The organism is Chryseobacterium sp. PvR013 (assembly GCF_017833095.1).
GTDB lineage: Bacteria > Bacteroidota > Bacteroidia > Flavobacteriales > Weeksellaceae > Chryseobacterium > Chryseobacterium culicis_A.
In genome coordinates this window covers 3,066,248-3,086,676 of the sequence record NZ_JAFIBT010000001.1, presented here as the reverse complement: position 1 = coordinate 3,086,676, position 20,429 = coordinate 3,066,248, and the positions used below count along the sequence as shown (strand labels likewise).

General features: G+C 36.0%; 18 protein-coding genes and 1 tRNA gene. 9 read left to right on the top strand and 10 right to left on the bottom strand.

Annotation, left to right across the window (positions count from 1 at the left end):
- The first annotated feature begins 46 nt into the window (after nucleotides 1-46).
- Both JOE44_RS14015 and JOE44_RS14010 read left to right on the top strand, forming a co-directional pair.
- Nucleotides 47-586, top strand: a complete 540-nt coding sequence (locus JOE44_RS14015; RefSeq protein WP_209786048.1) for a hypothetical protein — start codon at nucleotides 47-49, stop codon at nucleotides 584-586.
- Nucleotides 587-646: 60 nt separating this feature from the next.
- Nucleotides 647-1,159: a hypothetical protein gene (locus tag JOE44_RS14010; RefSeq protein ID WP_047383035.1), complete on the top strand. Its 513-nt coding sequence runs from the start codon at nucleotides 647-649 to the stop codon at nucleotides 1,157-1,159.
- Between the two features lie 85 nt (nucleotides 1,160-1,244).
- Here JOE44_RS14010 and JOE44_RS14005 read toward each other — a convergent pair whose 3' ends face one another.
- The 3 genes from JOE44_RS14005 to JOE44_RS13995 all read right to left on the bottom strand — a co-directional run bounded on the left by JOE44_RS14005 (nucleotide 1,245) and on the right by JOE44_RS13995 (nucleotide 4,080).
- Nucleotides 1,245-2,903 carry a S8/S53 family peptidase gene (locus JOE44_RS14005; protein WP_209786047.1) on the bottom strand — a complete coding sequence of 553 codons (1,659 nt, stop codon included), beginning with the start codon at nucleotides 2,901-2,903 and terminating at the stop codon, nucleotides 1,245-1,247.
- Between the two features lie 266 nt (nucleotides 2,904-3,169).
- Nucleotides 3,170-3,619 (bottom strand): D-aminoacyl-tRNA deacylase, encoded by a 450-nt coding sequence (gene dtd, locus JOE44_RS14000; RefSeq protein WP_209786046.1) that lies wholly within the window; start codon nucleotides 3,617-3,619, stop codon nucleotides 3,170-3,172.
- Between the two features lie 5 nt (nucleotides 3,620-3,624).
- Nucleotides 3,625-4,080 (bottom strand): hypothetical protein, encoded by a 456-nt coding sequence (locus tag JOE44_RS13995; protein WP_209786045.1) that lies wholly within the window; start codon nucleotides 4,078-4,080, stop codon nucleotides 3,625-3,627.
- Nucleotides 4,081-4,189: 109 nt separating this feature from the next.
- Between JOE44_RS13995 and greA the strand changes: the two genes are divergently transcribed.
- The 7 genes from greA (at nucleotide 4,190) to JOE44_RS13960 (ending at nucleotide 10,137) form a co-directional block, all read left to right on the top strand.
- On the top strand, nucleotides 4,190-4,660 hold the full coding sequence (greA, locus tag JOE44_RS13990) for a transcription elongation factor GreA (protein WP_047429224.1): 471 nt from the start codon (nucleotides 4,190-4,192) through the stop codon (nucleotides 4,658-4,660).
- Nucleotides 4,661-4,716: 56 nt separating this feature from the next.
- Complete coding sequence (locus JOE44_RS13985) at nucleotides 4,717-5,106, top strand: HIT family protein (RefSeq protein ID WP_209786044.1); 390 nt, start codon at nucleotides 4,717-4,719, stop codon at nucleotides 5,104-5,106.
- 69 nt (nucleotides 5,107-5,175) lie between these two features.
- Nucleotides 5,176-6,363, top strand: coding sequence for an ATP-dependent Clp protease ATP-binding subunit ClpX (clpX, locus tag JOE44_RS13980; protein WP_105684646.1), 1,188 nt, complete (start codon nucleotides 5,176-5,178; stop codon nucleotides 6,361-6,363).
- Between the two features lie 74 nt (nucleotides 6,364-6,437).
- On the top strand, nucleotides 6,438-8,441 hold the full coding sequence (locus tag JOE44_RS13975) for a T9SS type A sorting domain-containing protein (RefSeq protein WP_209786043.1): 2,004 nt from the start codon (nucleotides 6,438-6,440) through the stop codon (nucleotides 8,439-8,441).
- A gap of 5 nt (nucleotides 8,442-8,446) precedes the next feature.
- Nucleotides 8,447-8,665: a signal peptidase gene (locus JOE44_RS13970; RefSeq protein WP_209786042.1), complete on the top strand. Its 219-nt coding sequence runs from the start codon at nucleotides 8,447-8,449 to the stop codon at nucleotides 8,663-8,665.
- A gap of 61 nt (nucleotides 8,666-8,726) precedes the next feature.
- Entirely contained in the window at nucleotides 8,727-10,019 is a 1,293-nt protein-coding gene (locus tag JOE44_RS13965; RefSeq protein ID WP_209786041.1) for a TlpA disulfide reductase family protein, read from the top strand.
- Between the two features lie 44 nt (nucleotides 10,020-10,063).
- Nucleotides 10,064-10,137, top strand: a tRNA-Met gene (locus JOE44_RS13960).
- Between the two features lie 429 nt (nucleotides 10,138-10,566).
- Here JOE44_RS13960 and JOE44_RS13955 read toward each other — a convergent pair.
- From JOE44_RS13955 to JOE44_RS13925, 7 genes are all read right to left on the bottom strand, one after another.
- Nucleotides 10,567-11,865: an HlyD family efflux transporter periplasmic adaptor subunit gene (locus tag JOE44_RS13955; RefSeq protein ID WP_209786040.1), complete on the bottom strand. Its 1,299-nt coding sequence runs from the start codon at nucleotides 11,863-11,865 to the stop codon at nucleotides 10,567-10,569.
- A 143-nt stretch (nucleotides 11,866-12,008) separates the two neighbouring features.
- On the bottom strand, nucleotides 12,009-14,204 hold the full coding sequence (locus JOE44_RS13950; protein WP_209786039.1) for a peptidase domain-containing ABC transporter: 2,196 nt from the start codon (nucleotides 14,202-14,204) through the stop codon (nucleotides 12,009-12,011).
- A 189-nt stretch (nucleotides 14,205-14,393) separates the two neighbouring features.
- A complete protein-coding gene (locus JOE44_RS13945; RefSeq protein ID WP_209786038.1) occupies nucleotides 14,394-15,908 on the bottom strand; it encodes a thioredoxin domain-containing protein in 1,515 nt (504 codons plus the stop codon).
- 767 nt (nucleotides 15,909-16,675) lie between these two features.
- Entirely contained in the window at nucleotides 16,676-17,635 is a 960-nt protein-coding gene (locus JOE44_RS13940; RefSeq protein WP_245169785.1) for a DUF3810 domain-containing protein, read from the bottom strand.
- Between the two features lie 94 nt (nucleotides 17,636-17,729).
- Complete coding sequence (locus JOE44_RS13935; RefSeq protein ID WP_209786036.1) at nucleotides 17,730-19,175, bottom strand: MFS transporter; 1,446 nt, start codon at nucleotides 19,173-19,175, stop codon at nucleotides 17,730-17,732.
- A gap of 30 nt (nucleotides 19,176-19,205) precedes the next feature.
- Complete coding sequence (locus tag JOE44_RS13930) at nucleotides 19,206-19,943, bottom strand: lysophospholipid acyltransferase family protein (protein WP_209786035.1); 738 nt, start codon at nucleotides 19,941-19,943, stop codon at nucleotides 19,206-19,208.
- Nucleotides 19,944-19,946: 3 nt separating this feature from the next.
- Nucleotides 19,947-20,405, bottom strand: a complete 459-nt coding sequence (locus tag JOE44_RS13925) for a GtrA family protein (RefSeq protein ID WP_105684656.1) — start codon at nucleotides 20,403-20,405, stop codon at nucleotides 19,947-19,949.
- Nucleotides 20,406-20,429 lie beyond the last annotated feature (24 nt).

Below are 20,429 nucleotides of genomic sequence, written 5' to 3'. Positions count from 1 at the left end.
ATAAGCCCAACAGAATAAATGTTGATCCATTCTTAAATTAATTATTATGAAAAAAAGCTTATTGTTAATTCCTTTGATTATTGTGGCCTGTAAAAAAGAACCAGCCGTAACGAACGTTCCGGATAAAGATTCTACAGTGGCGACAGAAATGCCGGACTCCGTTGTAAAAGCAGATTCTGCAGCATTAAGAAAAAAAGACTCAATTATTAACAATGCTCCGGCCACTAAAGAAGTTTTGCGTAAAGGAGTCATGAGAAGTGAAAAAGAAGGCCAGATCATAAGAACTGCTGATGCAAGTCAGCTTCCTTTCACACTGGGAGAAGAATTTACCAAAGATGATCAGGATTTGATTTTAAAACTGACCCATTACGACCGCCCAACGATCAAAGCAAAAATTTCAACAAAAGACAAAGATTTTAATATTCGTTTCAATCAGATCAGACTTCCTGACGGGAACTATGACGGACCCTTCGGAAGAGAAATTACGTATGAAACTCCCGGAAAAGGTGAAGTATGGCTGATCATCGGGAAAAGTAACATGGCTTCCGGAAATACCAAGGGAAGTTTTACGGTAAGCCTGGAATAAGATCAAATCAATTTGGTACAATTTCTGCAAACTAAACTCTGAAGTTTAAAATTTAAAATTATGAAAAATATAGTTCTAACAGCAATGGCCGCTTCAGCTGTACTCGTAAGTTGCGGAACCGTACAGTCGCTGGTTCAGAATACATTTCCATACACAACGAACGTATTAGTCTCTACGGGAGTTCCGGCAGATAAAGAAGTTTCTTCCACTGCAACAGCTACCAATGTACAGACATGGTTCGGAGGAAATAACAATGCAAAAATTAAAGATGTAAGAATTTCAGATGCGAAAATTTCTGTAGCATCTCCTTCAGGAGGAAATCTGAGTGCTTTCAAAACCGTTAAAATATACGTGTCATCCAACGGAACAGGAGAAAGATTGATCGCTTCCCGTTCTAATATCTCCACCAATTCTTCCAGCTTAAATCTGGATCTGAACGATACAGGATTTTTGGATGAAATTGTAAAAAGTTCAGGATTGACGGTAAGAACAGTATATGAGCTGAAAAATCAGACCTCTTCAGATATGAATATCAAAGTAGCTCTTAATTTCAGCAGCGTTCCCGCAAAATAATTCTATAAAAACTTATCATAAAAAACCCTCTTTCAAAAATGAAAGAGGGTTTGGTGTGAAGTAAAATGTATAAAAATCTATTATTTTAAAGTTTTGTCAATTTCTCAACAACTCTTCTTTGGCCTTCATTGATATTGATAATATACTGACCCGTTGGCAGCTGGGAAATGTCAATTTTTTCATTAGGTAAAACCGAATTTTTCATTACGGTACGCCCCTGAAGGTTGATAATCTCAACATCTAATTTCTTATTTTCACTGCTTTGAATAGCAATAGAAGTGCTGGATGGATTAGGATAAATTTTAACCTCTAATGCAGGTAAAGTCTTAATAGGTGCTGCGAAGTTACCCTCCAGTTGAAGAATAGCATTCTTCACATTAGGAAGAGGCCCGATCTTTTGACCAGTCACAGTTCCTCCTTGGGGAATTCCTGTTGAAATTAATAAGTTTTTCATCGCTGAAGGTGTTAAATATTGACCTGTAGTTTGACGATAGAAAGACTGTATCAAAATTGCTGCAGAAGATACTACCGGAGTAGCGGAACTGGTACCGCTGAAATAATTATAGGTTCTGTTGTTATCATTATCATATTTTGCATACGATCCGTAACCTGCCGCTATCACGCTGCTTCCCCATCCCTGAACATCCACTCTGTTTCCGTAAGTACTGAAACTTAATTTTGAATGGGTGGTATTGGGTGATCCCGCTCCTACAATAATTGCACCGCTGTTTCCTCTTGCAAGATAGGTGGCGTAAAACGGATCATCCAGATTCTGATTGCCATTCCCTGCCGCTGCAATGATAATGATTCCCGAATCAGTAGCCGCTTTTGTAAGATCCCATATTACTTTATCATACTCTGCAGGACAATACTGTCCGTCTTTTCCGCCAGTCTGCATTTCATATAAAATGATATCTCCGGCCTGAGATGCATTAATAGATCGGCTTACTGCAGAAGCTCGGTTGTATCCCACCGTGGTCCATTCCATATATCCTTTTATTTCAGATGCACTGTAAGCAGCACCTGTAAGTCCGATATTATCTTTTATGGAACCTAAAATACTCACAACTGCAGTTCCGTGGTCGCGGTAATTATTATTCGCTAATCCTGCATTCGGGGAATATCCGGGTTCAAGTTGTATAGAGTTTTGATTGGAAAGCATTTCATGAGTTTTGTAAAAACCATATTCCACATCCCTTACACGAATATTCTGTCCTGTAATGCCTCTTGACCATGCGTATTTGGCATTGATTCCCGGATTGTCATTCAGGTAAGTCTGTAAGCTTTCCAGATCCGGAGTAGCCACAAAGGTATTTACCAGAGGAGGTTCTATAGGCTCGGCACTCATTACAGATACATATTCTATTTCAGGAAATCTCTCAAGAGTATGGATGATTTTCTCTGAAGCTTCTTTGTTTTGAAGGGGAATATCAGCCTTATAAATTCTTTTCAGCTTTTCTACAGACTCTGTTGAATTTCCAATAGCTTTACTGTTTCTGGCCATCTCGTCAAGTTTGTTGTCTGTGAAATCCAGATCATACTTAAACGAAATGTGGTTTTCTCTTGAAAATCTTTCCAGATCAGCGTTTCTGCTGAAAGCTGTTTTTTCTGAATTGATGCCTTTTGAAAAGCATACATAAATAACTGAATTTTTATCATTGGCCATTTTAGGCTGGCTGTCCTGACCAAAAGACAGCGTAGAACAGAACGCAAATAATGCGAAAAGGTTGATTTTTGTTTTCATATTATTTTGTTAAATGGTTGTAAATCAGTTTTGATTTACAACAAAAATAGTAATAAAATAAAAACAAATCACATTTTTGTGAATTTATTTTCACTTTTTCACTTTTCCTTATATATTGGGGATTCCATCGTTTATGGATGGTAAAGCTTACCGGTTTTTAATACTTTCGAGGGGTAAAACACGTGAGTTTTATGCTTACTAAATCAAAAAAAACGTTTCAGATGAAACGTTTTGGATATGTATTTTATGTATTTGCCTCTGTTGAGTTAACTTTTGGTCATCGAATCCATTACAATGGTAACAGGTCCGTCATTGATGAGAGAAACCTTCATGTCTGCTCCGAAGATTCCGCTTTCAGTTTTTAATCCGGATTGGGCCACTGCTTCCTTAAAATAATCAAAAAGAGGGATGGCCTTATCTGGTTTTGCCGCTTTTATGAAAGAAGGTCGATTCCCTTTTTTATAATCTGCAATCAATGTAAACTGACTGATGCAAAGGATTTCTCCTGAAATGTCCTTCACAGAAAGATTGAGCTTATCATCTTCATCCCCAAAGATTCTTAGATTTAAAACCTTTTGTACAAGCCAGTCTGCATCTGTTTTTTCATCATTTTCATCCACACCCACCAACAGCATTAATCCCTTTCCGATTTCACCAACAATTTTTCCGTCTACTTTTACGCTGGCTTCAGAAACTCTTTGTATAACGATCTTCATATATTCTAATAATAAACATTTAAAGTTTTGCTTGGGGCATCGTAGCTGTATGGGTAAGTTTTAGGAGGAAGAGATGTTTTAGCTCCCGACTCCGGCTGTCCCGTACTTAAGATCCATCTTGTATTATCCTGAGGACATATAATGGCAATATTGTCTTTTACCTCAAGAGTCGTATTGTTATCAGGACATATATGAGGAGCGTTCCTGTCATACACTTTAAAGCCGTTGGCTGTTCGGACAATAATAAGTCCTCTGGTTCCGGACTGTTGCTCGTTCACATAAATCCAGCCGTTGATGTTGTTTAAAGCATAGTAAGCAGGCAGATTTAGATTCAGTGATACATTAATAGGAACATTGGGAAAGCAGCTCACAGTATCTTCTCTGCTTCCACATGAGTTTATGGATAAATTACTGATAATCAATAAAATGAAAATAGATAAGATTGAAAAAGTTTTTTTCATTTCAATTTAAATTTTTATATATTTGTAGAAATTAAACGATTACAACACGAAAACATTGTCCGGCAAATGTCGGATTATTTTTTTATACTAAAACTAAATTTTGAAAATTATGGCAAGCTATGTAACTAAGGAGGGCCTAGAGAAAATGAAAGCTGAGCTGGAACAGTTGGAAACTGTGGAGAGACCAAAAATTACTCAGCAGATCGCAGAAGCTAGAGATAAAGGAGATTTATCGGAAAATGCAGAATACGATGCGGCTAAAGAGGCTCAGGGGATGCTGGAAATGAGAATTTCTAAGCTGAAAGATGTTATCTCTACTTCTAAAATTATAGACGAAAGCCAATTAGATACTTCAAAAGTTTCAATCTTAACGACAGTGAAACTTAAAAATAATGCTACCAAGCAAGAGCAGGTATTTACATTGGTACCGGATAATGAAAGCGACCTGAAGACAGGAAGAATTTCTGTGAACACACCTATCGCAAAAGGTCTGTTAGGAAAAGCTATTGGCGAAATTGCTGAAATTACTTTACCTAACGGAAACAAACTGTCTTTTGAAGTATTAGATATCTCTTTATAGTCTGATACCCCTTTCTATTTCTAAACTTCTAAATACTAACCCAAACTTCTGATAAAATGAGCACTATATTCACAAAAATCATTAATGGCGAAATTCCCTCTTATAAGATTGCAGAAAATGAAGACTTTATTGCATTCTTAGACGCAATGCCTTTGGTGAAGGGACATACTTTAGTAGTACCCAAAAAAGAAGTGGATTTGATTTTTGATCTTGAAAGTGAAGAATACAAAAACCTTTGGGGATTTGCCCAAGAGGTAGCCAAGAAGATCAAAACTGCAATTCCATGTGTAAGAGTAGGAGTAGCGGTGGTAGGACTTGAAGTTCCTCATGCACACATTCATCTGATTCCTTTAAATAAGATGGAAGACATGAATTTCAGAAATGAAAGATTAAAATTAACGAACAAAGAATATACAGAGATTCAAAACTCAATTATTAATTCTTAACAAACCAGAAAATCGTAAAAAAGTAATTTTTTACGATTTTCTTTAACATATACATATATATTATATCATATGAACTCAAACCAATGTTCTTTCTGTGGCAGAAAAAGAAATGAAGTGCAGATGCTGATTTCTGGCCAGAATGGTTTTATTTGTGAAAATTGTATAGAGCAGGCACATGCTATCGTAAAAGACGGTGCATCAAAAGCAGGGTATTCACCTGCAGACAGCATGGAGGAGCTTAAAAAACCAAAAGAGATCAAAGAATTCCTGGATCAGTATGTGATTGGTCAGGATCAAGCGAAAAAGCAGCTTTCCATTGCTGTATATAACCACTATAAAAGATTGCTTCACGCTCAGGATGAAAACAGAGAAGTAGAGCTTGAAAAATCGAACATTATCATGATAGGGGAGACAGGAACAGGTAAAACTCTTTTGGCAAAAACAATTGCCAGAGAGCTTAATGTTCCTTTCTGTATTGTGGATGCTACTATTTTAACAGAAGCTGGATATGTGGGAGAAGATGTTGAAAGTATTCTTTCAAGACTTCTGATGGTAGCAGATTATGATGTGGAAAAAGCTGAAAAAGGAATTGTTTTCATCGATGAAATTGATAAGATTGCCAGAAAATCAGATAATCCAAGCATTACAAGAGACGTTTCAGGAGAAGGAGTACAGCAGGGATTATTAAAACTATTGGAAGGAAGTATCGTAAATGTTCCGCCACAAGGAGGAAGAAAACATCCGGATCAGAAATATATCCAGGTAAATACCCAGAACATCCTGTTTATTGCAGGAGGAGCTTTTGACGGGATCAAAGAGATCATCGAAAGAAGAATGAACAAACAGGCAATCGGCTTCAGCTCTGAAAAAATTAATAAAACTGGCGAAGACGAATATATATTAACAAATATTAATGCAATTGATCTTCGTACTTTCGGATTAATTCCGGAACTTTTAGGAAGATTTCCAATCATCACTTACCTTGATAAACTCACGAAAGAGACGTTGGTAAGAATCATGAAGGAACCTAAAAATTCTATTGTGAATCAATTTGTGGAACTTTTTAAAATGGATGGCACAAATTTGGTAATCACAGACGGAGCAATTGAAAAAATCGTAGAGGAAACTATTGAAAAAGGATTAGGGGCAAGAGGGCTTAGAGGGACCACCGAAAAAGTTCTAGAAGACTATATGTTTTCAATAGGAGAGGAGAAAGAGATCGTCTTAACCGAAGATAATGTTTTGATTAATAGATAAAATATTTTTTTTTTAAGAAAAATAATAATACCTTTGCGGGTGAAGATTGTATTAACACACAAATAATTTATACAATGAGAAAAAGTTTATTTGCTATAGGTCTTTTAGCAATTAGTTATTCTGTTCAGGCGCAGATACTATGTCATGTTGACACTAATGCTAATATGTATGTGAGCGAAGGCACCCTAGTTTATAGCGGTGGAGGTGTACAAACAAAGGGTAATGGCCTTTTGGACGTGCATGGAAATATCATGGTTGTAGGATCTGCTACAGATGGTTTTAAGACAATTGATGCTGGCGGTGCAGATAAGACTGACGGCGGAAATATTATCTTAAGACTTAACACTCCTGCTTCTTTTGCTACTTCCACGTATGGCCAGTTGTACATCGATGGACTATCCCAGTCCAATATTACAGGTATTGTAACTAAAGAATACAGAACTACAAGTCATGGTACCGGTAATTATTTTCAACAAGTTGCATTACCTTTCTCAGGTAAAGCTTTCAATTCATTATCTACTGAACTTGGTAAAACGTTCAATACCACAAGACACGGAGCTAACGCTAACCCGATTCTGAAATGGGATAATATGAATGCTGTTGCTATTACTACGTTGAATTTAGCGCCTACCTCAACCACTTGGGATGCTACAGGTTATTATATGCTAAAGGTTAACAATAATGACTGGAATCCAGGTGCTCCTATAAATACCCCTCCAGGTGCGGCTGGTCCTGTATTTAATATTAATGGAAAACCATATGCTCCTTATGCCAGTGCTCTAACATTACAGAACGCTGGGAAATCTAATTTAGGTACTTCTAACGTAGTATTTGGAACCAACGGTAATGCTGTAAACCAGTACAATGAAAAGTACAATACTTATCTTGATGATAGTTTTGAGTTTACTACAACTCCGTGGGCAGGAACATTTGGACAAAACTGGTATCAATTCGGAAACCCTTTCCTTACCAATATAGATTTAGCTAGTATTGGATATACTGAAGGTGGTACTATAACTGACGGAAATGCCGTGAAAAATATCTGGGGTGTTGAATATAACCCAGGTACAGTTGTTACTCTTTCAAATGGTTCTACTTACGCTACAGGAAATAAGGTAGTTACTTACGTTCCAACAGGAGATGGAGTAGCTCCACTTGTTGGTGACGTAGATTTGGTAGTGGTAAAACCTATGCAGTCGTTTAAAATAAAGTTAAGAGATAATACACTTCAGACTTTAAATTTTAATACACTAAGAAGATTCAAGTCAACAGCAAGAACTTCAGGTACTGATTATAATGTGAATGCTGCTAAAATGGCTAATGGCAAGACAGTAAGCAATTCAATAAAACAGTTGGGGGTAATTGGTCTTGATGCCAATGGAAAAGAACTTTCCAGAACATATTTTGTTGTTTCTCCAGCATTAACAACAGGACACCAGATTTCTGCTGCAACTTCAGTTCAGGCTTCAGCCGGTATCAATCTTATTGGTACTTATGAAGAGGCCTTGAATGGTGGGTATGATACTAATAATCAAAACTATTGGTTATATATCAACGAAGCTAATGAAAATAACTTCCTGGGTAAGAATGTTAAGTTAATGAGCTATTACGACCAGGTGAAGTCTTATAAATTCGAGATCAGAGAAAATGCTGAGTTAATTCCAGCTGGCGCACACCAGTTATCTTCAGGAATTGGTTTCTACTATAAAGCAGAAAATGGTAATGTAATAGAAGCAAAACAAGGAGATGTTGTAGCTGTAACGAATGCAGAAGCTAACTTGTACTATGGAGAACCAAGTAATCTTACTCTAGGTACAGGTAAAACAACTCAAGGTATTTCTAAAACACTTGTGGTTTACGATCCATCAATTACAAATTATATTGTTAGATTTGATCCAAACTGGAAAAAAGCAGACATTCAAGTTTATGATATGAGTGGTAAACTGGTAATCTCTAAAAAAGCGGTTGAAACTTCCAGAGATTTTGTAATCGAGCTAGATGGCTCAGTTAAAAATTCATATGTTGTAAAAATCGTTTCTGATAAGGGAGAAACTGTTAACACTAAAATCTTAAAATAAACCACATGAAAACTATTAATAAACTAGTACTGGCAATTTTCCTATGTGTTGTATCTCTAGCAAACGCTGGTCCACCATCGCCACCGCCATCAGGAGGTGGAGGGGGAGGAAATGGATCGGGATCACTTGCCTCACCCATTGATATGTATGTATATGTACTGGGTATCGTAGCAATAGGATTTATTGTTTACTTTACAAAAAAGTACAAGAGCGTAAAAGCATAAAATTTTATTAAAATAATATTAAACTCTCTGATTAGTCAGGGAGTTTTTTTATTTTTACTCTATGAAAAAGATTTACACGCTATCTGCGGTTTTGGCTGCATTTGCTTTGCAGGCTCAATTTACTGTTACCATTCAGGCTCCTACAGATTTTAAAGATCAGGACGCCATCTTATATACATTAAACGGATCAAAAGATATTATTGTTACCAAAGAACAGAGTAAGAATAGTACATGGACTTTTAAATACCCAAGCAACTATATGGGGATGATGAAAGTTTATTTCCCGGGTTCTAACAACACGGTGAGTTTTATTTCTGAAAATAAGAATGTGAATTTTAAACTGGATATCCAGAATAATAAAGTCAAAGATGTTATTTATCTGGATGAAGCAAATAATCTGATGAGTAAGCAGCAGGAAGGCTCACAAAAGAAAGAGCTTATTTTGCCGGCTTTAGCACAGATCAAAGAATATTACAAAGACAATACGGATTTTGGAAAAGCTCTGAAAACAGAAATTGACAGACTTTCCGGAGCTTCAAGTTCTATTGATGCTACGCAACATCCATTTATAGCTTATTATAATACGAATTACAGCAAGTTCCTTTCCAACTCACCTGATTCTGTTAAAAAAGTAGACCAGGAAGAAATAGTTAACTTTCTGGACAAATCCGGAGATATGCTTGAAAGCTCATCTTTATTGAGACCAGTATTGGTAGCTTATCTGAATTCAGGAGGAAATACCAATGTGGCGGCTTCTGTGGATAAACTATTAGACCGTTTAAAAGTAGAGACTCCAAGAGGGCAGACGGTATTATCAGAATTGATTGATATTTTTGATGTATATCAGATGGAGGAATATAAGAGCAAATATCTGTCTCTTGCCAAAAATCTTAAGTGTACTATCACTGATAGACTTGCTTCTACATTGAAATCAAATGCGAACATTGAAATGGGGGCTGTTTTTCCTAATTATAAGTTCCAGTCACCGGTTAATACCACTGCGAAATCATTACACGATATAAAGGCTGATAAGAAGGTGGTTGTATTCTGGTCATCTACATGCTCACACTGTGAAAGTGAACTTCCAAAACTGTTGGAAAAATATAATGATCTTAAATCAAAAAATATTCAGATTGTAGGGTTGTCTTTAGATGTGGATAAGAATTCATATACTAAAAAAATTGCTGCATTTCCTTGGGTGAATGATTCAGAATTGAGAGGTTGGAACAGCAGTTACACTGATTTATATAATATTCATGCAACTCCTACGTATTTTATTTTAGATGCTAACAATAAGATAATCAGTAAACCAGATCATGTTGGAGATGTTTTGGAATATTTTAAGGTAAAATAATTTTGGAGGTAAAGAAATATTTTCTATATTTGCACCACCAAAACGGCGAGGTAGCTCAGTTGGTTAGAGCGCAGGATTCATAACCCTGAGGTCACGGGTTCAATTCCCGTCTTCGCTACAAAAAACCGCAATCATTGATTTAATGATTGCGGTTTTTACTTTTAAAAGATTCATAACTTCACCTTCGAATTCTCTCAAAAGATTTTCTTTTGTAAGGATTTTTGTCTTTCTATAAAACATTCAGGGAAAATAATGACTGCTTCAAATTTATTATAGTTTTTATCAGAGTTTTCTTTTTTAAGACAGACTCATGGTTTTATAGTTCTCGTATTCGTCTTATTGTTGCCCTTTTTTGAAAGATCTTGTTTTTTATACCCAAACCCTTTACTTAACTAAATAGTGCTTGTAATCTCCTGTTTTAAACGAAGAAATAAGATAGGGATTTTCTGCAAACCATTACTGGTATTGTAATTTTAAAATATACGATAAAATAAAACCCGCCTTACAATCTGTAAAGCGGGTTTTATTTTTTGTTCAGGTGATTTTATCATACCTGATATCCCAATAGCTTTCTGATCTGATAAAAGAATCTTTCAATCAGTCGCAGATCCTGTGTTACAATCTCTGCACTTCCTCTAAGCTCTTTATCGAATGTAAGCGTTTTATTGTAGCTTGTTTTTAATCCTTTTGGTAAAATCACATCTACATAGTAATTTCCTTTTTCATCAGGAATCAGAGATATGTTCTGCACCTTTCCTTCGATGATACCATATTCCTGGAATCGGTAGTTGTCTAGTTTTATTAATACCTTCTCGCCTGGGGTTATTTTTCCTGAGTTGGTTGTAGGAACAGACATTCTGCCTACTAGCTGCTCTTTATTTTTAGGAAGAATAGAAATGATGGGTTCGCCTACTTTTACAAACTGATTCTCTCCAAAAAACTGTTGGAAACTGGCAACGCCGTCAGTGGATGAAATAACAAGATAGTTCAGCTCCCACTGTTTTAACGATTTTCGCAGCTGCTCAAGAAGCTGTAAGGTTTGTGAAGAATAGGTAATTCTATCTTTTTCTGTATTAATGGCAGTTCCGCTTTTGGTTTTATTCAGATTGGAAACTCCTTCATCCATTTGTGATATGGAGATTTTAATATTCTCAAGGTTTTGCTGGGCCTGAAGATATTTGATCTTCTCGTTTTCAAGTTCCATCGCTGAGATAACTCCTTGGTTGAATAATTCCTGAGATCTGCTGAAGTTTTTCTTAGTGAGATCATATTTTATGGATTCCAGGTTTTTCTGCTGTTTTAACGTTGCAATTCTTATTTTATATTCAGAAATACTTTGATTGGCAGCAAGGTTTTCAGGTGCATAAGGTTGAAGTCTTGTAAAAAGCGCTTCATCCTGAAATGCTTTCGCAAAGCTGTTGTATTCTCCTTGTAATTCTCCCAGTTTGAATCTCGATGCCTGAGCAATAGGGAAGGTATATAATTTATCAGGTGTAATGGAATCTACCAGGTTTTTCAATTCTAAAATATCCTTGTAGTTTGCAGTAGACTGCATCACCATTAAAACGTCATTCTTTTTAACTTCCTGATGATCTTTTATGAATATTTTTTCAATTTTGGAGCTGGTTCTTGCTTCTATTTTCTCCGGCGGATTCTGAGAAGTTACAATAATGGGTGCCGGTACAAATTCCGGATATTTTATGATGTAGCTCATTAAGAGAATAAGCAGGAGGATAATGAATATAACGGTATTTCCCCAGCGGATCATCCAATGTGGCGGCTGGGTAAGAATATCCTGTACGCTCTCAGAGCGGAGTTCTATATTGTCTAAAACGTCTTCTTTCATTGTTCTGAGGTAAAATTTCCCATCATTTTAAAGGGGAATATAATTTAAATAATTGGGCAGATTCCATCACACTATGATGGTGGAGGAATATCTGCCGGATATCAAAATGTTTTTATATTAAGCTTTTCTGATTCTATTATAACTTAGCTTCCTAGTTCAAGCTGGTTTCTTACAAGTCTGTAATATTCGCCTCTTAGATCTACCAATTCAGCATGGCTTCCTTCTTCTACCACCTTTCCCTGATCCAGTACAATGATTTTATCGGCATGTCTTACTGTGGAAAGTCTGTGGGCAATGACAACAGCTGTCTTGCCTTTGAAGAACTGCTCAAGATTTTCCATAATCACTTTCTCGTTATTGGCATCCAGTGCAGATGTTGCTTCATCAAATAAAATATATTCCGGAGATTTATAAACGGCTCTTGCGATAAATAGTCTCTGCTTCTGACCTCCACTGACTCCAACTCCTTCATTTCCGATTTTCGTGTTATAACTTAGCGGAAGGCTTTCTATGAATTCTTTGATATTGGCAATGTCTACAGCACGTCTCAGCTTTTGTTTGTCAATATGATCTTCACCAACAGCAATGTTATTGGCAATGGTATCATTGAATACATAACCTTCCTGCATTACCACTCCACAATGATCTCTCCAATACCTGGGAGAAATATTTTTCATATTGGTATTCCCGATTTTAATCTCACCTTTATCCGGATCATAAAACTTCATCAGCAGTTTCAGCAGTGTTGTTTTTCCGCTTCCGCTGGCTCCTACAATAGCTGTTGTCTGCTGATATGGAATGGTAAGGCTTAAGTTTTCAAAAACCGGAACATCGGAACCAATATATCTGAATGACATATCTCTGATCTCGATATCTTTTTTGGGAAGATCTGTAACATAATGCTCATTTTTATCTTCTTCATCATCTTTATCGTGAATTTCTCCTAGTCTTTCAAGGGAAATTTTAGCATCCTGAGTCTGCTTGATAAAATCGATAAGCTGTAGAAGCGGGCTGTTTAGCTGCCCAATGATGTATTGAACAGAAAGCATCATCCCCAACGTAAGATTTCCACTTAAAACGAGCTTTGCAGAAAGGAAACTCACCAGAATATCTTTCATCTGATTGATAAAGTTACCTCCAACAGATTGCCACTGCTCTAATGAGAGTGATTTTATTCGGATTTTAAATAGTTTTACCTGAAGAAATTCCCAGTCCCATCTTTTTTGTTTCTCAGCATTATGCATTTTAATTTCCTGCATACCGTTGATAAGCTCGATTACTTTACTCTGTTCCTGAGATACCTGAGAGAATCTCTTATAGTCAAGTTCTTTTCTCTTTTTCAGGAAGAAAGTGATCCAGCCAACATATAATACGGCTCCTACAAGATAAACAATGAAAAGCCTGTAATCATAAAATAATAATACAATACTGAAGATAATAAGATTGACCAATGAGAATAATGTATTCAATGAAGAGCTTGTTAAAAGCTGTTCAATTCTGTGGTGGTCATTAATCCTCTGCATAATATCTCCGGTCATTCTTGTATCGAAGAAACTTATAGGAAGCTTCATTAATTTGATAAAGAAATCGGAGATGATCGATATATTAATTCTTGCTGAAAGATGGAGAAGGATCCAGCTTCTGATAGTCTCAATTCCCATTCTTCCCAGGAACAGCATAATCTGTGCAAGTAACACCACATAGATAAAATTAATATCCTGGTTCTGTATCCCGACGTCTACAATACTCTGGGTAAGAAACGGGAATATCAGAGAAAGTAAACTTCCTCCTAAAAGCCCTATGGCTAGCTGTACAACAAGCGTTTTATACTTAAGAAGATATTTGGAAAGGAATGTAAAGCTTGCCTTACTTTCTTCAGCATCAAATTCTGTCTGAAAGAATGCCGGGGTAGTTTCAAGAATCAGGACAATTCCTTCTTCTGTATTTTCGTTGGCATTTTCTCCAATCCAGGATTTGATGAATTCTTCCCTGGTATAAGTGATGAGCCCATAACTGGGATCTGAAATATATACTTTATTGTTTTTGTCAATTTTGTATACTACCACAAAATGGTTTTTATTCCAGTGTGCTATACAAGGGAAAGAAACCTCTTCTGTGAGGGTGTTGAAATCAATCTGGACACCCATTGAGCGGAATCCGAGGTTTTCTGCGGCATCGCTCAGCCCAAGAAGGCTGCTTCCTTCACGTGTTGTTTCGGAAAGGTTACGGATCTGTTGCAGGGATATACTTTTACCATAATACTTACTTACGATCCTGAGACATGTAGGGCCGCAGTCTTTGGTATCTGGTTGCTTATAAAAAGGAAACTTTTTTTTCAAAACTACTACTCATTATAAAATGCCGTCAATGAATGACGACATTTTTACTTTAATTCAATTATAATTCAATGAAATGGTAAACAGGAAATCGTCCCATTGGTCACCGTTTTCTACTCTTTTACATCTTTTCAGATGGTTATTTTGTTTTTCCTAAGATAGTGAAATTTTTAAATGGATGAGATTTATTTATTATATCTCATCATCCTCTATTAATTCATCAATAAAGAATAAAATATCTTCACGATCATATTTGTCAGGGAACTGATATCCGTTGATGATAAAGATCGGAGTAAAGTTTAATCCTGCATTACTGTTTTCATTGGTCATCTCCACCATTGGGTTAAGGTTTTCTGATGTTACAGTTCCTCCTGAAAGAGCATTGATTTTGCTTTCATCCTTGGTTTCGAACCATTCTTCTACTGCATGTAAAAACTCTTTTTCAGGTCTATTATGGTAAATATGAGTTAAGTCTGAAAGAAGCTGTGTGTACTTTTCAGGAGCTCTGTCCGGGGTATAATTAAATCTCATCTGCAAAGAAAGAGTATCCGGATATTTCTCCAAAAGACCTTCTATCAGTTTATGAGCATCTTTACAGAAACCACAATATGGATTGGAAACGATAGAAATACGAAGTTTAGCATCTCTTTTTCCAACAGCAAAAGTTTCAGTATCCTGAAATTCTATTTTGGGATTCTGTTCCATCTGGTTTTTGAACAGCTCATAATTTCTTTTGAATCTAAGGTTTTTTGCATTTGATTTTTGAAGTGTTTCCTTTTGCTCAAGTAGCGTGTTGAAATAGATCACTGCAGAGAATACAAGAGCCCACAGAATGACAGTCAATAAAAGCGTTCCCACACTGAATGACAGATTCTCGAAAAATAAGCTGCTTATTACAATTTGTCCTGTCAGGATTGAAATAATTAAAAGACATACTCTACAGAATGTTTTTTCTACAAATGCCTGGATGTATAGAGAGTATCCGATGGCAAGTACAGAAACGAATGTAAATCCTTTCACGATATAAGCTGTTGCTGGTAAGAACAGACCCAATACGGCAAGTCCTGCAAAATAGATAAGAGAAAAATCTGCAAATTTTAACCCTAAAATACTGGTTTTATCCTGTTTGATAATCTTATCACATGAGTTGGCTGTCTGGCTTGCTGCAGCCCCTCCGCCTCCGCATATACTTCCGATGACAGTAGAGGTATTTCCGAATTTCTGATTGAAAATTTCCAGAGAAATATAAACGCCTGCTAATGAAAGAACATTAAAGAGAGCTTCATAAATGGTTTGGCTAATAAAGGAATAAGCAAGAACAGCAGCAAAAATGATGTAAAGAACCGGTTTGAAATTGAAGGTCAGTTTGCTTTCTGCATTTTCAGTTTTTTCAAAAAGGAGTACGAAATCTGTTGATTTAGTATAAAGTTCTTCTTTGCCTAAGGTCTTTGCTTTTTCTGAATATACTGAATAATTACTTCCTGACTTCTTTACCAGAGAAAATGAATTCTCAACAATAGCAATAAATTCTTCCGGAAGTTCATCCCAATATTCTTTGTCAAGTTCATAAGCATCATTTTTTATTCCCATAAAGTTCAGAGTATCACTGAATGCCAGTGCAGATGGGTAATTAGGATGGGAGTTGAACTGAAAAATAAATTCCTGTTTATCGAGTTTTAGATGGTTAATTAGTTTGTCAAAAATCATATTAATATTTTTATCTAAAATACACAGATGTTTTAAATATACAAAAAAAATTTTCCTTTATTAGTGAGATATAAGTGGGTATTGATAGATTTTATTTGATCCTCAGTATTTTATTCTATAGGATTGTAAGCTAAAAACCCGTTTTACAACACAAAATTGTAGAGATGGATCTCTTTCTAGAAATCCTGTAGTATTCGGTGTTTTGATATCTGTAGCAGGTTTTGTTTTAAGAGAAATAAATGATATTCTTACAGGTTGTATTTTGAAATTTTCAGGATGAAGTTTACAATAAACTTTACTTATGTGAGTGAAATGCTCTTTTATTTAGGTAAAAACAGAATTAATAATAGCCTCAAAAATGATTCAGATATTTCGCAATTTTTGAGGTGGAAATTTTAGAAATATCACATCAAATACTATAGATAACTCCAATTTTTAAAATAGCAAAAACAGGATAGAAATAGAATGTTTTTTATCTAAGTAAATGTTTTGTTTTTTGAATTTTTCGTAGGTTATATGGATTTAAACCTTGTTTTGGACATTGGATGTCGTTGTTTTGTGTGTTTTGTGACAAGATGGAATGAACTCAAAAAAACTTAAAAAATCATAAAGTTTTCATAAAGTTTTAAAAAAGGATGGAAATGTTTTTGTATTTATAAAATATGTCGTACTTTTACATCGCCTTGAATGAGGGAACAAGTCAAGGTAATAAATTTTTTTTCATCATTTGTGTTTTTAGAATCGTATCGCCTGATACGATTCTTTTTTTATGTTTTCTCATAATTTAAAAGAAGATCTATAAAGTAAGAATACGTGACTGAACCTTCCTGCTGATTGCTTTTCAGAAACAGATTATTGGTAAATCCAAAGAAATCATCCAGCCAACCCTGGTGACGGAAAATGAAGCTTTTTTCATAAGCACGATCTCTTTTCATTGCTGGAGAATAATGGTGAAGAATATTCTTTACAAATTCAGGATCTTCCTCTGCAATGAATCTCAAAAGGCTTTTTAAAGTGAATAACTCTGTACTGTATTTTAACTCCGGATTGTCGGAATGAATCCCTATCAAATATCCCACAAAATTAGCCTCCTGTTCTCTTGCGAAGCCTAATTGATGAGAGCTTTCGTGGGCGGTTGTGAAGGGAATGAAAGTATGAGGTAATTCAGAGTTATACTGAGCTTCTGCGGTAAAGGGATTATAGTATCCGAGAATACCTGTAAAATTCATTACATTCTTGAATAAACTGGGTTTGATATCCAGTATCTGAGGAGCTCTTTTATCCGAAATATAAGAAGGTAATGTTGTCTGCTGATTCAGGATTTCCTTTTGGATAGAAGTTAGGTCAGTGATGATAAAAACGCCCTTATTGTCCTCATGAACAGACTGTCGGGTTTGTCTGCATTTTTCAAGATAGATAAGAGCCAGTTTTTTTGCCTTATTCACATTGGGTTCTTCCTGGCTTGAAAGTTTTTGAATAATAGGAGTCTGGAAATACAACATTCCCCAAAACACCTGATAAATGAAATAAAACACATTCATCATGATCAGTATCTTTATCATCGAATTATTTCTTCGTTGCTTTTTGAATAAAGTGATGAAATAATATAAAAGAAAAGCTGCCAGAATAATGTAAATCAAATCTCCAACAGAAAACGGAGCCCAGCTGAACAGCATCTGGTGAGCTCTTTTCTGAAATTCAAAAAAGCTTTCAAAAAAAGAAACCATCACTTTGGATTTTGAGAATCCATAGAACAAAAGAAATTGGGCAAGTAATACACCTGCCCAAAACCTCTTTTTCTTATATATTTTTGTCGTTATATTAATGCCCATTACCTTTAGATAATTTATCCAGATCAATGCCCTGAGCCTTCAGAATTCCACTTACACGGATTGCATAGAATGCAAGATAAGCAAAACAAATAACCCCTACGATATAACTGAAATGAATATTCGTTAGATCGGCAATATACCCTTGTATAAAGCTTACGATACCTCCACCCATAATCATCATAATAAGATATCCTGAACCTTGATTGGTGTGTTTTCCAAGTCCGTTAATTGCCAATGCGAAAATACATGGCCATAGAGTAGAGCAGAAAAGACCTACACTGGTGAATGCATATACAGATACCATTCCGGTAGTAAACATACCAACAAGTAAAGCTGTGATCCCTGCTAAAGAGAAGATCAGAAGCATTCTTGCCGGGTTTCCTTTACTTAAAATATCACAGATAATCATTGCAATAATGATAAATCCATATACATAGAACGGAGAAAGATCATGATGAGCAAGTGCGTTTACAAATAAAAATACCCCAAATGCAAGATAAGGTGCTAAGAACCTTAAGACCTTCTTGAATCCTGCGTTTACGTCAAATGCTTCTACAGCACCTGTCCAACGGCCAATCATTAATGATGCCCAGTATAGAGAGATGTAAGGAGCTACATCTTTTGTTTCAAATCCTAGATTTTTTTCCATATAGGCAGGAAGATTACTTGCCGTAGAAACTTCTACTCCTACATATACGAAGATGGCGATCATTCCCATGACCAATTGAGGATACTGGAATGCTGATTTTCTGTGCTCTCCCGGAGTTGTGTCATCTGTATCCTCAGTGTTAGTAGGAGTTACAGCAGGAAGAGAAGAAAATTTAAGCATTAAAGCTACAAGTGCGAAGGCTGCTCCCAATATCAGGTAAGGTATTTTTACACTTTCTATACTTGCTTCTGTATTGGCAGCACTTGCAGAACCAAAAATGGCAAATGCAACGATAAGCGGCCCGATGGTTGTCCCTAGGTTGTTGATTCCCCCGGCCATTGTTAATCTCTGAGATCCTGTTTCTGTAGGGCCTACCTCAATCGCAAGCGGATTGGCAACAATTTGTTGAAGAGAGAATCCTAAACCTACAATAAATAATCCGGAGATCATTAAAGGGAAAGAATGCATATTGGCGGCAGGGTAGAACAGTAAGGTTCCCAATGCGGAAATCAAAAGTCCTACAATAAGGCCGTTTTTGTACCCGATTTTGTTGATCAAATCCTGTTTCAGACTCTTTGATACAATCATATAAATTAAAGAACCTACAGTATACGCTACATAAAAGCATATCTGCACCAGCATACTTTCAGTTTGAGATAGATTGAAGGCTTTTTGAAAAACTGGGATCAGAATATCATTACTGGCTGCTACAAATCCCCAAAAGAAGAATACAGTAACCAACGGAATGAATTGTGCCCAATTGGTTTGTTTAGAATAATTTGACATATTTATTATAGATTTCACAAACAAATATAACTATTTCCTTTCAACGGAATACCTGATTAAGGTTTTTTTTATTGTCTCATAAGCCTCTGCCTTTAAGTCTTTTGGCGAATCTGTAGGCTCCATGATTCCATTGAAATACACTTTTACTCTTCCAGGATAGCCTTTTGAGTTTTCAAACGGGAACATTTCCTTGAGTCCCACAAAGGTATAAACAGCTATAGGAGATTGATGTTTTGAAGACAGCATGAAGGCACCGTCCTTAAAATCATCGAGGATAACAGAAGTGTCGTCAGGTACACCGCCTTCAGGAAAAATAGCAATACTGTTGCCTTCCTCCATCTTCTCTGCGCATCTGCGGTATACATCGGCTCGGCTTTTTGCACTGGCCCTGTCTACCATGACACAAATCCTTTTATATATGGTTCCGAAAATCGGAATCTTTACCAGTTCTTTTTTTCCTACAAAACAAATCGGATGATCTGGAAACAGGATGCAGACAAGCATAATATCCATAATGGACGTATGGTTGGAGATAAAGACATAAGGGATGTTCTTATCTTTTACCTGTTCCGAAAGGTTCGTCAGATCATATCTGAAGCCCATTCCGTAAAACATGCCGAAACACCATAGTCTGACAAGTTTATAGCCGTATTTATAATGCTTTTTATTAAAGGATAAAATATAAACCGGGATTCCAATAATGACTGTCAGAAAAAATGCCAACAGCAGCAGCCAGAATCTCCAGAGATAATTTAAAATTTTTGTCACAGCTTAACCGTTAAAAATTACTTTCTTCTTTATCGAATAATTCAGAATGGAAACCAGCAATATTGCTGCAATTTTGCTGATCATTTCCGGGCTCAAGGTATAAAAAAATAAATTGATATTGTCCTTAAAAATGAAACTGTAGAATATTTGGAAAAAACCTAAGCTGAGTAATGTTGAAAAGAAAGAAACAACCATGAAATAAGCAAACTCTTTTCTCTTCGAATGCTTTCCCCTTTCAAATACAAACCAGATACTCAGGAAGTAGTTGGTAATAATCCCGCAGCTGGTAGAAAAAATATTACTTAAAGGATAATGTATCCCATAGAAGTTGGTTTCCTTTACAAAGAAGTGCGGAAGATAGGTGCTGAAAATCTTAAAGCTGCCTATTTCTATAATGGCACTCAGTCCTCCTGCAATGATGAAGAACAAAACCTGTTTCTGGCGTAAGAGTATTTCTTTCATGTAATGAGTATAAAACTAAAAATC